Genomic DNA, 14,822 nt, shown 5'->3' on the forward strand with positions numbered 1-14,822 from the left:
AAATTATGCACTTAGTAGTTTCAAGAGATCAGGATTATGATTAGAGGAGATATTCAGCTATTCTTTTAATCCAAGAAATTCAAATAATCGAATGTGGGTCTCTTTGGTAATTTGAGCATTATATTTTTTGTAAAACTCTATTGTTGTTTCAACTGAGTGAAAGTAATTTTTACAGTTATCACATTTTTGGAGATGACTCTTTATCTCTATACATGTGGGGGAATTTAACTCCTCACCCAAATTATCGCAGATGTGATACATCACATCTTTACATGTTGGCTTTTTATCTTCCATTGTTCATCATCTTATTTAATTCATTTCTTAAAAATGCTCTCGCTCTATGAAGCCTCGATTTAACCGCCGGTACGCTCAGCTCCAACATATTTGCTGTTTCTTCAGTAGAAAATTCTTCAACATCCCTTAATAAAAAAACAACTCGGTATTCGGCAGGTAGCTGCTGAATTGCATTATCAAGCTGTTTTTTTAATTCTTCATTTTCTAGAATATTATCTGGAGAAATATTCCAATCCGCAATACTCTTTTCGTCAATATCAGAATCTTCATTTTCAAATGAGGCGTACTCATACTTATTCTGCGAACGGGCAAGCATTAAGCAATGATTAGAAACCACTCTGTAGAGCCAAGTTGACAATTTAGAATTGCCGGAAAATTGATCAAGATGTTTTATCATGCTTAAGAAGGTTTCCTGCATTGTGTGTTCTGCTTTATCTTTGTTCCGGCAAATCTTAAAAGAAAAATTATAAACCGTTTGTTCATAATTTTTAACCAATGCAGACATCGCGGCGCGATTACCTTCTTTAGCTTGCTCAATAAGTTCTTGTTCGGACATATATTGGATGACTTCCCTCTAATAAAGATTCTACAATTTTGGAGAATTATCTAAATACGACCACAAATATAACGAAGCATGGGAACAGAATGGGTGCCATTTATTTTTAGAGGCAATTTTTTGAACCGTTAATTCGTCGGGCATTTCAGGAAGTTTATAAATCTGCATTATAGCTTTTCTAATTCCTAGATCCCCAACCGGCAAAACATTTTCCCTCCCAAGAGTAAATATTAAAAACATATGTGCTGTCCAAATACCAACACCTTTTACTTTCGTGAGAAGTTCAATAACCTCTTCGTCTGTTTTTTTCGAGAAATTCCGGAGTGAAATTTCTTTCGAAACGACTTTTAGCGATAAATCTTTTACATACTTAACTTTTGCATTCGAAAGGCCGCAAGCTCTGAGGTTCGAATCATCGCTTTCAAGGATTAGTTCTGGGATTGGCTTATTGCTGAAGAAAGCGTAGAACCGTTTTCTGATGGTCGCGGCGGCGGCAATCGACAATTGCTGCCCGATAATGGCATCCAATAAAGAATTGAAGTACTTATTATTTGATGTTAAATTGCGAATGCCATTACTTTTTATTATTGTTGATAAAAGTTTATCATTTTTTGAAAGATGTTTAGCCGCAATCAAGTTTTTGTTCATTTTCATATTTAATTATTTATTAAAAGATTCTGAAATGGAAAATCAATTATTAATTACGTTAAGCCGTAATAAGTTACTCAAAAATGTAGATATTTCCAGTATCAACTTGCGAGGCATAATTGGCCGGTTAGTTACAATTGGGGAAGGAGAAATATTATACAGAGAGGGAGATCCCGCTGAAGAAATCTATTTAGTAATTAGCGGCGAAATAAATGTTTTAAAAAAGAGACTGTTAGGAAAAACAAAGTCTTACATTTTTACTGAAAATGATTTTTTAGGGCATGATGAATATTTTGAAGAAACTTCAAGAACATCTACGGCGGTGGCTTTACGAGATTCGTATCTAATAACATTATCAAGAAATGAAATTGATCTGCTGATAAAACAAAATGATGAGATAATTGTTAATCTGCGCGAACCGGTATCTCAGCTTGATGATGAAGCCTTGAAAACAAACGCGTTTACTCCTCTCAAAGAAGAATTTACAAGTAATGAGGTTGCTCCACAATTCACCAGCGAAATTGAACCCGAAGAGGAACCCGACTATTTAAAATCACAACCAGATACAGAGGAACCACCCAGCTATTTTAATTCTATTTCAGATGTTTCTAAGTCAGGTTATGATAATTTAATTCAACCTTTAGAAAAAATTTCATTTACCGGTGTTCCCGAAAACAAACCGGAAGAAACAAAGGGGGAAGAAAATAAAGATTCGAATTTCCCATTTAACGACTCTTCCTTTTTTAATGAAGATGGAATTCCAAAATCAGAATTTGAGTTACCCGATCTAGAAGATAAACCTGCAAAAATGCCTGATCAAACTTTTGTGGGCTCAACTGAATTGGACGACGCTTTGTTTAATATTTTAAGCGGCAGCGATTCTTTTGATTTTGAGAAAAAACCTCCACTAGACGAAAACTTTAATAAAGAAGATGATTCATTCTTTTCTACTTTAACAAAAGAGTATACCAGTGCACCCGAAATAAAAGAGATTAAGGCTGAAGGCACTTTTTCAACAAAAGAGGAATCCGAGTTAAATGATGATAAGTTGCCAAACGAAGAACAGCATGATATTCCCAAAAGAGAAATAACAATATCACCATATCCCCGTACAACTAAAGAATATGGAGCAGAAGAAATTTTTGATGAAGCTGATCAAAAATTGAAGGAGCTTGAAAATGCAAAAGCTCATAGCGCAAAATTTTCAAATGAATTTGATAAAAAAGATCAGGGGAAAGAGCTTATGAGTCGCGATGAATTAGAGATGATTATTCAAGCGGCACAAATTGTTAATTCAACAGTCAGGGTAGATGAAGCATTAAAAGCAATTGTTGATGTAGCCGCGGAACTTACTAACGCCGATAGAGGCAGCTTATATCTCGTCGAAAAAGAGAAGGGGGAAATCTGGTCTCTCGTTGCATTAGGGGAAGAGATGAAAGAAATAAGGCTCAAAATTGGAGAAGGTTTAGCTGGATATGTAGCGAAAACCGGAGAGACAATAAATATTCCTAATGTGCAAAAGGACCCACGATTTAAATCTGATTATGATAAATCTTCTGGCTATGTTACAAAAAACATGATCTGCTTTCCAATTAAGAATAAGCAGGGAGAAATTATTGGTGTACTACAACTGTTAAATTGCGCTCATGGAGAATTTACCAAAAGGGATGAAGAATTTTTAAATGCATTGTCTGTCCATTCCGCAATCGCCATACAAAATGCTGAACTAGTCGAGAAACTCCTGCAAACAGAACGGGTTCATTCACTAGGTAAAATGGCGAATTTTTTAATTCAAGATATAAAGAAACCGGTGCTGGTAAGCAAAAGATATGCCGAGCATCTTCTCACAAAACAATTAACTGCAGATGTTGCTCAGGTAATTGAAATGCTTCTCGAACAACTTACACAAGTTGCCGATATTGTTCAAACCACTTCTAGCTATTCTGAAGGTAAAACAATTTTAAGAACTTTATCGGTGAGCTTAAATAATACACTTGCCGATTATAAATCGCGAGTGGATGCTTACGTTGAGAACAGGAAAAGCCAAATTAAAAATGAACTTGATAAAGATGTAACAGTTAAATTAGATGTGAAAGAGTTTTTCCAAACATACATGCATATAATAAAAAATGCATGTGATGCGATGCCTGATGGGGGACAAATAGTTGTTTCAACCAAACGGACAGATAAAAACGTTAAGATATTAATTAAAGATAACGGACTTGGAATTTCGGAAGCTTTAAAGGATAAAATTTTTGAGCCATTCATGTCTTACGGAAAAAAAGAGGGTACCGGACTTGGCTTATCGATCACGAGAAAGTTGGTTGAAGCACACAGCGGCAAAATTGAAGTCGAGAGTACTGTGGGTCAGGGTGCAACTTTTATTATAACATTACCGGTTGCTACTTCTTACTAATAATCTCGGATTAGAATTTGCTCTTCATAATCAGTTCAAAATAAATCATAGATCCTTTTGTACAGAGAGGATGGGATGGCCTTTTCATTTCAATGCAATATAATCTAATCACAATACTGGGACCAACCGCAGTTGGAAAAACACGCTTAGCAGCAAAACTTGCGGCAAAATTTGATGGAGAAATAATTTCGGCAGATTCACGACAAGTTTATGTTGGAATGAATATTGGGACCGGAAAAGATTTAGTTGATTATGCTGTCGATGATAAAGTTGTTGAATATCATTTAATTGATATTATTACCCCTAATGAAGAATTTAATTTATATGAATTCACAAAGCGTTTTTTTATAAGCTATTCCAATATAATTGGTAAAGGAAAAATTCCATTTCTTGCAGGCGGCACGGGGCTATACCTAAGTTCAATTCTACAAAATTACAAGCTTAATGAGGTGAGTGTTAACCAAAACAGGCGTGACGAACTTTCAAAACTAAAGCTCAATGAACTAATAGATATTTTAATAGGACTTACTACTAATCTTCATAACTCTACCGATATACTTGACAAAGAAAGAACTATACAAGCAATTCTTGTGGCTGAATCAAACCATGAAATAAAGAATAACAAAATTGTTATTAACTCATTGAATATTGGAGTTGCTGCGGATAGAGAAATGATAAAAAAAAGAATTACGGAACGATTGAAAAAAAGATTAAAAGAAGGAATGATTGAAGAGGTTGATTTACTTATGAAAAGCAGTATCAGCAAAGAAAAGTTAGATTTTTTTGGATTGGAATACCGATATGTTTCGAAATATCTGTTGGGGGAATTAAATTATAATGATATGTTTCAAAAACTTAATAGCTCGATACATGCGTTTGCAAAAAGACAGATGACCTGGTTTAGAAAAATGGAGAAAGAGGGGGTTAAAATTCATTGGATTCAATATGAAGATTATAACTCAGCCGAAAAAATTCTAGAAGAAAATCATTTTTCTATATGAAAAAAGCGTTGCCTTTATATGTGGAAAGTTATCTAAATAAATTTGGGACGATTAATCGGGAAGTAAAAACTTTTACAAACAAATTTTATGACTACATTGTTGTAATGCCCGCTTTGGCTGAATTTCAGAACATTCCAAAATTAATAGATTCATTAAGGAAGAATAGAAGTGAGATATTGTCGAAAACACTTATTCTGGTTGTAGTAAATAATGGAGAGAATGCTTCAAACGAAGTACTTGATGATAACAGAAAAACAATTGATTTAATTATTAGTTATGCATTAGATGAAAAATGTAATCTTAATCTTGCGCTAATTGATGCATCAACCGCCGGGAATGAATTAAAAGGGAAAGATGTTGGTGTTGGCTTAGCGCGAAAGTTGGGATGTGATAAAGCTCTGCGATTATTCAATTACGAGTCGGCGAATAAAAAATTGTTAATCTGGCTTGATGCTGACTGCACAGTAGCCGAAAATTATTTATCAGAAATAGTTTCAGAATTTAACAATACAAATTTGGAGGCCGCTTATGTGAATTTTGAGCACCAATTTGATGCGACCGAAATAGAAAAAAGTGCAATTGTATGTTATGAGATATTTCTCCGTTATTATGTGATGGGATTAATTTATGCCGGATCCACTTATGCTTTTCACTCCATTGGCTCAACCATTATTTGTACAACCGATGTATATGTAAAAGTTGGCGGAATGAATAAAAAGAGGGCGGGGGAAGATTTTTATTTTCTGGAAAAATTATCAAAAATTTCTACTGTGGGTAAAATTGGGAATACTACTGTTTATCCATCTTCTCGGCAGTCGTGGCGTGTTCCATTTGGAACGGGACAAAGAGTAAACCGCTTTATCGAAGAGAAGCAAGATGAATATCTTCTCTATAATCCCGCCTCATTCATTATTCTAAAACGGTGGCTTGAACTTTTTAACTCTGAGGAATCCTCTAATCCCGAAGTGCTTATAGAAAAAGCCGGCAATATCGATAACGCGCTGGTTAATTTTTTAACGGAACAAAATTTTTTAGAAAACTGGAAAAAAATTCTAACAAACTCAAAAAGTCCAAGGCAACTATTTATTCAAAAAAAGAATTGGTTCGATAGTTTTAAAACTATGAAACTTATCCACTACTTGAGAGATAATGGATATCCCTCAATGAATATGTTTGATGCTCTTGACATGATGTTTGAAGAATTAAGAGTTAATCACCCAAACCGCGGAAATCAAAGTATACCAAAGTTGGAAATACAGCTTGAATATCTCTCAATCCTTAGGAAAATCGCTTGATATGTATATGAGATTATAACATCAAACTTTTCTATATTTCTCCCCCAATTTTAGAGGCACTATGGATCTTATTGAAAGATTAAAAGGGATTAAAGACAAATACGATAGGATAACTGAGCAGTTGTCGAATCCAGATATTGTTTCTGATCAACAGAAATATGTCTCCTTAAATAGAGAAAGAAATCAGCTTTCTGATATCGCCGAAGCATTTGTTAAATATGAACAGTTACTAAAAAATATTAGAGGTAATCAGGAAATTATTGACAATGGCGAAGATACCGAACTGACCGAGATCGCCGAATCGGAATTAAAGGAATTAAAAGAACAAGTAGTAAGAATGGAAGAGGAAATTAAGTTTCTTCTAATACCAAAAGATCCCGATGATGACAAAAACGTTATCCTTGAAATTCGCGCCGGAACAGGGGGTGAAGAAGCCGGATTATTCGCAGCTGATCTCTACAGGATGTATTCCCGCTATGCTGAAATCAGAAATTGGAAAAAGGAAGTGATTGATTATAATGATACCGGTCTGGGCGGATTAAAAGAAGTTGTTTTTAGTTTAAGCGGTACAAGTGTTTTTGGAGATTTGAAATTTGAGAGCGGGGTGCATCGAGTTCAGAGAGTTCCAGCAACAGAAGCAAGCGGTAGAGTTCATACGTCTGCAGCTTCGGTAGTTATACTTCCCGAAGTTGAGGATGTTGAAATTAATATTGATCCATCTGAGTTAAGAATTGATGTTTATAGAAGCGGAGGAGCCGGAGGTCAAAACGTAAATAAAGTTGAAACAGCTATTAGAATTACACACATCCCGACCGGACTCGTAGTACAATGCCAGGATGAGAGGAGCCAACTTAAAAACCGACTGAAAGCCATGAAAGTTTTAAAAGCCCGTCTTTATGATTTGAAATCGAGCCAACAGAATAATGAAATTGCCGCCCAGCGGAAATCAATGGTTAAAAGTGGCGATAGAAGCGATAAAATTAGAACCTATAACTTCCCACAGAATAGAGTTACTGATCACAGAATAGGATTAACGCTTTATAATCTATCGGATATAATTGAGGGGGATTTAAATCTACTGATTGAAAAATTGAAGATTGCGGATAGGACAGAAAAATTACAAGCGGCTTTATAACATCAAACCATCGAATTGAAAATCAACATATTTGTTCTCTACTTTATCAGATAATCGCTTTGTACAACTTCGTTTTTATTTTTATTGGTTATACTGTAAGAAAAGTCCTCATTTAGAGAATAAGCACCATATTCTCCAAATTTGTTTAACGCCAAAAACCCAACCTGAATATTTTTTTGTTTCTTCGTAAACTTAAACACTCTTTCTACCGCAAGTTTACATGCTTTTTGAGGAGATAAACCTTCACGCATTTTTTCAACAATAAGAAAACTACCAAGAGTCTTCATAACAAATTCGCCATTTCCTGTTGCAACAGCACCGCCTATCTGATTATCTACAAATAAAGCCGCTCCAATAATTGGAGAATCACCTACTCGACCCCGAACCTTAAATCCCATACCGCTTGACGAGACACCACCACTCATGTTGTTAAATTTATCAATTGCCAGCATTCCTATAGTATCGTGATTGTAGATGTGATTACGAAATTCACCATGAGGGAATTCTTTCAATTTCTGAAGCCACCATTTCTTTGAATCGTCAGTCAATAAATTTTCTTCAATAAAATTATTTTCTATGGCAAAATCCTTTGCCCCCTCTCCGGCAAGCATTACATGTTCTGTTTTTTCCATAATTAATCTTGCAACCGAAATTGGATGTTTGATATTCTCAAGAGCAGCAACAGAACCGGCATTTCCTCTCCAATCCATAATTGATGCATCCAATGTTACAAATCCTTTCTCGTCGGGATAACCGCCATATCCTACCGAATGATTGTTGGGATCACTTTCAGCAACATGAATACCCTTTTCAATTGAATCGATTGAAGTATTTCCCTCCAGCATCATTTTATAAGTAACTGCGTTAGAGTGTATTCCAAAATCCCATGTAGTTAAAACTGTGATTGGCGACTCAGACAAATTGATATGCCTTCCCAAAGAATTAGTCGTCGGAAAACTATTTAGTAATAACCCGCCGCCGGCAATAGAGCCCGATTTTATAAAATTACGTCTGGTGAGCCGCATATAAATTCCGGAATAGTTAATTATTCTTTTGCATCACACTTTTATTGATATCAAATAATGAGGGGTCTTGTCTAAACAGTTCGAGAATATCATCTAATAAAAATATTGATGTAGTCTCAAACAATTTATTGTAGATAATCTCTACTAGATTGAAATCTTCTATCGTATCTACAGTCCAACGATGAGCTGATAAATCAATTTCATTTGCGAAGTTTATTAATCTAAATATTTCATGATTATTATAAATATATGGAGTTACATGCTCACGGTCGAAGGTTGATGTTGCATTGTTAAATGCTCTTGCAAGGGCATTTAACTTAAATATCTCTGTGTCCAATCCGCGCGGGAAAGAGCGGATTAATGTATTGCTGAGGTAATCAACTTTATCAATATTGTTTTCGAATTCTAAAATCATTTTATCTATAATAAAAGGATCGATCAAGGGGCAGTCTGCTGTAATTCTAATTATAACTTCACAATTATATTTGTGAGCAGTATGATAATAACGGGAGAGTACGTCATCCGAACTTCCGCGAAAGCATTTAATGTTATTTAATGCACAAAAGTTCTCAACAGTATCGTCTTCTGATAAATCGGTTGTGGCAATTATAGTTTGATTAATATATGCTGATTTTTGCAATCGCTCATAAACGTGTAGTAACATCGGTTTACCGGAGAGTGGCTTTAATATTTTTCCCGGTAATCTAGTAGATCCCATTCTAGCTTGAATAATTACTGAATAGTTGTGCATAGTTTCTTTACATTATATCTAGTATCAATTAATTAAATCCCAATTAAGAGGAGTTCCTTTTTCTATATCGGAGGCAGCTTTTTTGCCAAGTATTTCATTTAAATATTTGGGAGAAATGCCATCGGCAGGACGAATTGATCTGATATTTTTTATAGTAAATAATTCACCGGCTTTTATATCAGATACCACAAACAGCGAGCGTGCAAATTTTCTTGAAGCAACTACTTTTTCGGAGAGTTTCAATGATGCTTTACCTATTGCGTTTTCAGCTTCTCTTACAGAATCCACCATTTGTTTAAATTGTGAGGGTTCTAAAGAAAACGAAGAATCGGGACCACCGATTGAACGGTCGATTATAAAATGTTTTTCAATAATTTTTGCTCCAAGCGCTGTTGCCGCTATTGGAACAGTGATGCCAAGAGTATGATCAGACAACCCCACCGGCACTTTAAACTTTCTTTCTAAAAAAGATATTGCTTTAAGATTTGCTTCATCAATTGGAGCGGGATAGGAGGAAGTACACTTCAATAGAGCAATTTGTTGATTGCTCATTTTTTTACAAGCAAGCAGAGCATTGTCTATTTCTTCATAGGTTGCAATGCCAGTAGAAATAATTATCGGCTTTCCTTTTGATGCGGCATATTCAATTAATGGTATATCAACAATTTCAAAGGAAGCTATTTTGTATGCTGGTACATCTAATTTCTCGAGAAAATCAACTGCACTGTAATCGAATGGAGAGGAAAAAAATATTAGCCCTAGATCATCAGCTACTTTTTTTAATTTAGGATGCCACTCCCAGGGAGTATATGCTTCTTTGTAAAGATCATATAGAGTTTTTCCGTCCCAAATCGTGCCCTGCTCAATCTTAAAAAATTCTTTATCACTTTTTAATGTAATAGTATCGGGAGTGTATGTTTGAATTTTTACTGCATCTGCGCCGCAATCCTTTATGGCCCTTAGCGAATTAATGGCAACATCAAAATTTTGATTATGATTTGCAGAGAGTTCGGCAATAATAAAAACTTTTTTAGTCTTGCCGATTTCAAAGTTTTTGATTGTAAAACTTTTCATTGGCGCGCCATTATATAAACCAGAAATTTTTCATTGTTAATTAATTCATCTGGAGCAAGAGTATAACCTGCTTTCGAAAAAGCCTTTATCGAAGGAGTGTTTTGTGGCCGTATATATGCTTTAATTGCACTCACTTCCGGATATTCCTTGAGTAATTTAAAACTAGCTGTAAATATTAAACTTTTTGAAAATCCCTTTCCCCTAAACTCTTTATCAATGCTTATGTTTATAGAGGCAATAGCTTCGTTAATGTCGAAACGGACTTGTCCAATAAAAGCATCATTTTTATTAAAGGCTAAAAGGAACAACGTATTAATATCTCTTATTTTATCATTGTACCAAACAACATGTTCATTCCACGCAATTGGATTTTGATTAATTGAATTCATTCGAACTATTCTATCATTTGATAAATTCAAAATTACACTTGCGTCTTTTTCATTTGCGCGTCTTAAATAAAAACCGAATGGCGCCGCAATCTGGTCAACTAATGATTGCACGACCCGTTTTGCCCCGCCGCCATCAACTTTTTGTTTTCCTAATTTTGAAAGTTTCTCCCTCACGGGACGTTTTTTCAAGTTCGAAAATGAGAGTAGAATTTTATGCTCGAGATTTGGATTTAAGTAATTAATATTGTCAAGCAAAAATCCTTCTTTGAACCACCCCGCTAAACTGTTAAGTTGATTATCTACAACAGCAATAGCAATCGTAGGAACGCCAACCCGCGCTAATTCATAAATTGTTTGACCAGCGGCGGTTATTGCCGCATCCGCTTCAAGCATTAACTGCAGCATCATCGAAGCATCGGGGGCATAGTGCAATATAGTATTCTTGTCTTTGGCTTCGTTGATCTGATCTATATTTGCAAACCCGCTCCCGATAACAACATTCTTTTTTAGTGAAGGATAATTTCTTGAAAGAGAGCGGAGTATTCTTGGAGTAAGATTTCTTATATCTTGTCCGCCAAATGTGATTAAAACGGAATTTATATCAACACGCACCGGTTTATCCGGTACATCCCAAAATTCATTACGAACTGGAATATATTTAGCTCCGAGCAAATTGGCGCCCTCTTTTGGAGAGGGATAATTCATACTTTCTCCATAAATAGAACCATTTAATATTATTCCTGGAGGATACTCGAGTCGGCGGTTATCGTCAATAAAAACCGGGTATTGTGTTAATGGAAAAATACTCTCATAAAAATCTTTGTCGGCCAAATAGGAATCGACTATAATGATATTACTTGTTCGTAATTTGGAAAAGAGCAACTCGCGCTCATTCATCCAGTCAATTATTTCATGATATGTGTTTCTTAATATCTGAGCTGAATTTATATCACCATTTACATACAGAGTCGTGGAGATGTCTCTTGAATTAAAAGCCTGGTATAATGAGAGACACCTGGTTATGTGACCATACCCTGTATTTTGAAATCCTTCAGTTACAATGGAAACTTTCATCTCAAACCAAATTCTTAATTATAGTTTTTGAAATATAATTGAGGTCTGTTTTTTTCAATCCTGGAAAAATTGGAATTGAAATTTCAGAATCGTAAAAATTTTCAGCTATTGGAAAATCTCCCATTTTAAAGCCATATCGGTTTTTATAATAGGGCTGCAGATGAACGGGAATATAATGTACCTGAAATACTACACGGTCATTTTTTAAATTATTGTAAAGAGTAAGTTTATCAATCGTTAACTTTTTGAAGTTAATCAATAGGGGATAAAGATGATATGCGTGCTTAACCCCTTTTGCAATCTTGGGTATTTGGATCGCGTCAATATTTTTAAACGCTTCGTTATAATATTGAGCAATTCCTCTTCTCTCCAGTAAAAATTGATCTAATTTTTTAAGTTGATTAATTCCCAGAGCGCATTGAAAATCTGTAATTCTATAGTTAAAACCAACCTCATGCATTTCATAATACCAAGGACCATCATTCTGGGTTAAAACGTTAGAATCCTTTATCATTCCATGAGTACGTAAAGTTTTAATTTTCCTGTCGAGCTCATTGTTATTTGTTAAAATCGCCCCTCCTTCACCGGTTGTTATATGTTTAACCGGATGAAAACTTAAGTTTACCGCATCAGCATATTTTACGGCATAGTGCTTACTGTTATTGTATTCCGCGCCAAGAGCATGGCAAAAATCATTAACTAATTGGAATCCATATTTTTCTTTAAGGAATAGCAAACTTTTCCAATCACAAGGATGCCCCGCATAATCAACCGCAACAACAGCTTTAATGTTTTTTTTAGATTTTTTCAGTTTTATAATTTTATCTTCAAGTTTGTTGGGGTCAATAGTGTATGAAGTCGGATCAATATCAACAAAATCAACATCAGCGCCGGCATAAATAGCACAATTAGCACTAGCTAAAAATGTAATTGGAGTTGTAATTACTAAATCATTTGGCTTCCATCCTAAAGCAAGCGCTATCAAATGCAATCCTGCTGTGCCATTAGCTATAACCGAGGCATGTTTTGAACCAAAATACTTACTTAATTCATTTTCAAATTGTTGAGAGACAGGGCCCTGTGTTATAAGATTAGAAACAAGTGTTTTAGCAACCGCATCAACATCTGAAGAGCTAATTGATTGTTTGCCGTAATAATATATTTGTGAAGAATTCGATTTTACCTTTGACTTATCATGTTTCATTTCACTTAATCTCTATTTACTGTAGTTGAATTGTCGCAATTAGTACTATTTATACTTTTAATTGAGATTACTCTCCAATCACATTTTGTTCAATTAATTTTTTTATTTCGGGTACTGTAAGAAATTTTGGATTTGAGCCACTGTTATAACTAAAACCATATTCACAAAGTTTTCCGGGAAAGGTAGAACTCTCTTTACGGAATTTTTCGATATTCCAAATTTCTGTAGCCGGAAGGATCACATAATAAAAATCAAATTCAATTGTATTAATTGCATCTGTTGACGTAATCATTTCTTCATGGAGTTTTTCACCCGGACGAATGCCGACAATTTCAATTTTACATTCTGGAGCAATTGCTTCAGCTAAATCCTTTATGTTATATGAAGGTATTTTAGGAACAAATAATTCACCGCCCCACATTTTTGATAGTGCCGCTAAAACAAAATCAACCCCTTCCTGTAAAGTAATATTAAAACGGGTCATTCGCTCATCTGTAATTGGGAGTGTGCCGGTACTTTTTTTTGCAAGAAAATATGGAATTACTGAGCCGCGGCTACCCATTACATTTCCATATCGAACAACTGAAAATTTTATATCTTTTATTCCTCTATAGTTATTTGCCGCAATAAATAATTTATCTGATGCTAGTTTTGTTGCACCATAAAGATTAATCGGAGCCGCGGCTTTATCTGTACTTAAAGCAATGACTTGTTTTACATTTGCCGCAAAGGAGGCATCAATTACATTTTGTCCGCCAATTATGTTTGTCTTTACAGCTTCAAAAGGATTATATTCTGCGGCCGGGACTTGTTTTAACGCTGCCGCGTGAATCACGATATCAACACCGGTCATTGCCATTTTCAGTCTTTCGAGATCTCGAACATCTCCAATAAAGTAACGCATTAAAACACCATCTTTGCGAAACCTTGCCTCATTTTGCATTTCATATTGTTTTAATTCATCGCGACTATAAATAATAATTTTTTTTGGTGAATATTTTTTAAGGACAGTTTGTATAAACTTTTTACCAAATGAGCCGGTTCCACCAGTAATTAATATTGTTTTATTTTCGAGCATCTATTCCTCTGGAGATAATTTTATTTTTTCGAACGCATCAATATAACTTTTTTTACTTGCGTTTAGAATCTTTGATCCGAGATAATCAGCATATTCTTTTAAAATGAAATATCCTTTAAATGCCAAATGCAATTTTCTAAAGACATCATGAAGAAAGTATTCTTTTCCGTCAAGTTTATACATAGGCATTATTTGTTTTGATTTATCATAAAAGTGTTCATGGTTTACAGTTAATTGATTTGCCTCATCAATTCTAATTTCCTCATGCCACGAGTGATCAGCGCCAAATAAAAGTACATTTTTAAAACCCATCTTTAATGCAAGAAATAATGTAGGTACTAATACGTTATGCGGTCGAGGCATTCCCAAATTATGATTGAAAAGTAGGTGATTGATACTTTGTAGTCCCTCAACAGGTGTGTTATTAAAATACACTGTACGAATGTTGCTGTTTTTTAACTCCAGCTTGTTCCAAAGCTTATTTCGTTTAGCATTATGTGGAAGAAATAAAATCATATTCCAATCAGTTTTTCGAATTAGGTCAGCATGCACTTTATTTCTCATTTGAATATGCCACTCGGTTGGTTTTTCAATCCAAAACTCTGGGGCCGCAAGTACATAGTAGTCTGGTTTGATCTCAGCATATCGATCAGAAAAGACAAAATGATTTACACAAAACTTTTTTCTATTTAAAATAATAGATAGCTCATTTTTCAGACTCTCATTTAAAGAGGGACCATTTGCCAGAATAACACAATCGTCATTTGAATTGATTAGAGGGAGCTGAATATTAAACTTTGAGAGAATCAATATTTTTAATAGAGACAAGATAGATTGGGTAAACTCAATCAAATATTTATATGTTATTTCTAATAATTTCAT

14 protein-coding genes are annotated in these 14,822 nt (G+C 34.7%); 4 read left to right on the plus strand and 10 right to left on the minus strand.

Annotation, left to right across the window (positions count from 1 at the left end; genetic code table 11):
• Positions 1-57: 57 nt before the first annotated feature.
• The 3 genes from KF816_00760 to KF816_00770 are packed head-to-tail and all read right to left on the minus strand — an operon-like array spanning position 58 to position 1,504.
• Positions 58-294, minus strand: coding sequence for a hypothetical protein (locus KF816_00760; protein MBX3006532.1), 237 nt, complete (start codon positions 292-294; stop codon positions 58-60).
• Positions 284-850, minus strand: coding sequence for a sigma-70 family RNA polymerase sigma factor (locus tag KF816_00765; protein MBX3006533.1), 567 nt, complete (start codon positions 848-850; stop codon positions 284-286). The genes KF816_00760 and KF816_00765 overlap by 11 nt, the downstream gene beginning before the upstream one ends.
• Before the next feature lie 30 nt (positions 851-880).
• On the minus strand, positions 881-1,504 hold the full coding sequence (locus KF816_00770; GenBank protein ID MBX3006534.1) for a DNA-3-methyladenine glycosylase 2 family protein: 624 nt from the start codon (positions 1,502-1,504) through the stop codon (positions 881-883).
• Between the two features lie 28 nt (positions 1,505-1,532).
• Between KF816_00770 and KF816_00775 the strand changes: the two genes are divergently transcribed.
• The 4 genes from KF816_00775 (at position 1,533) to prfA (ending at position 7,345) form a co-directional block, all read left to right on the plus strand.
• On the plus strand, positions 1,533-3,914 hold the full coding sequence (locus tag KF816_00775) for a GAF domain-containing protein (GenBank protein ID MBX3006535.1): 2,382 nt from the start codon (positions 1,533-1,535) through the stop codon (positions 3,912-3,914).
• Between the two features lie 92 nt (positions 3,915-4,006).
• On the plus strand, positions 4,007-4,915 hold the full coding sequence (miaA, locus tag KF816_00780; GenBank protein ID MBX3006536.1) for a tRNA (adenosine(37)-N6)-dimethylallyltransferase MiaA: 909 nt from the start codon (positions 4,007-4,009) through the stop codon (positions 4,913-4,915).
• On the plus strand, positions 4,912-6,210 hold the full coding sequence (locus KF816_00785; protein ID MBX3006537.1) for a glycosyltransferase family 2 protein: 1,299 nt from the start codon (positions 4,912-4,914) through the stop codon (positions 6,208-6,210). Before miaA ends, KF816_00785 begins: the two co-directional genes overlap by 4 nt.
• A gap of 61 nt (positions 6,211-6,271) precedes the next feature.
• Positions 6,272-7,345 (plus strand): peptide chain release factor 1, encoded by a 1,074-nt coding sequence (gene prfA, locus KF816_00790; GenBank protein ID MBX3006538.1) that lies wholly within the window; start codon positions 6,272-6,274, stop codon positions 7,343-7,345.
• A gap of 38 nt (positions 7,346-7,383) precedes the next feature.
• On the opposite strand, the gene KF816_00795 is transcribed toward prfA, so the two are convergent.
• The 7 genes from KF816_00795 to KF816_00825 all read right to left on the minus strand — a co-directional run bounded on the left by KF816_00795 (position 7,384) and on the right by KF816_00825 (position 14,822).
• Positions 7,384-8,370, minus strand: coding sequence for a N(4)-(beta-N-acetylglucosaminyl)-L-asparaginase (locus KF816_00795; GenBank protein MBX3006539.1), 987 nt, complete (start codon positions 8,368-8,370; stop codon positions 7,384-7,386).
• Positions 8,371-8,386: 16 nt separating this feature from the next.
• Positions 8,387-9,121, minus strand: a complete 735-nt coding sequence (locus KF816_00800; GenBank protein MBX3006540.1) for a glycosyltransferase family protein — start codon at positions 9,119-9,121, stop codon at positions 8,387-8,389.
• Between the two features lie 24 nt (positions 9,122-9,145).
• Positions 9,146-10,195: a pseudaminic acid synthase gene (gene pseI, locus KF816_00805; GenBank protein ID MBX3006541.1), complete on the minus strand. Its 1,050-nt coding sequence runs from the start codon at positions 10,193-10,195 to the stop codon at positions 9,146-9,148.
• Positions 10,192-11,658: a UDP-2,4-diacetamido-2,4,6-trideoxy-beta-L-altropyranose hydrolase gene (locus KF816_00810; GenBank protein ID MBX3006542.1), complete on the minus strand. Its 1,467-nt coding sequence runs from the start codon at positions 11,656-11,658 to the stop codon at positions 10,192-10,194. Before KF816_00810 ends, pseI begins: the two co-directional genes overlap by 4 nt.
• Position 11,659: 1 nt before the next feature.
• Entirely contained in the window at positions 11,660-12,862 is a 1,203-nt protein-coding gene (gene pseC / locus KF816_00815) for a UDP-4-amino-4,6-dideoxy-N-acetyl-beta-L-altrosamine transaminase (GenBank protein ID MBX3006543.1), read from the minus strand.
• Between the two features lie 67 nt (positions 12,863-12,929).
• A complete protein-coding gene (gene pseB / locus KF816_00820) occupies positions 12,930-13,940 on the minus strand; it encodes a UDP-N-acetylglucosamine 4,6-dehydratase (inverting) (GenBank protein MBX3006544.1) in 1,011 nt (336 codons plus the stop codon).
• Complete coding sequence (locus KF816_00825) at positions 13,941-14,822, minus strand: hypothetical protein (GenBank protein ID MBX3006545.1); 882 nt, start codon at positions 14,820-14,822, stop codon at positions 13,941-13,943.

This window comes from Melioribacteraceae bacterium, from assembly GCA_019638015.1.
Taxonomy (GTDB): domain Bacteria; phylum Bacteroidota; class Ignavibacteria; order Ignavibacteriales; family Melioribacteraceae; genus JAHBUP01.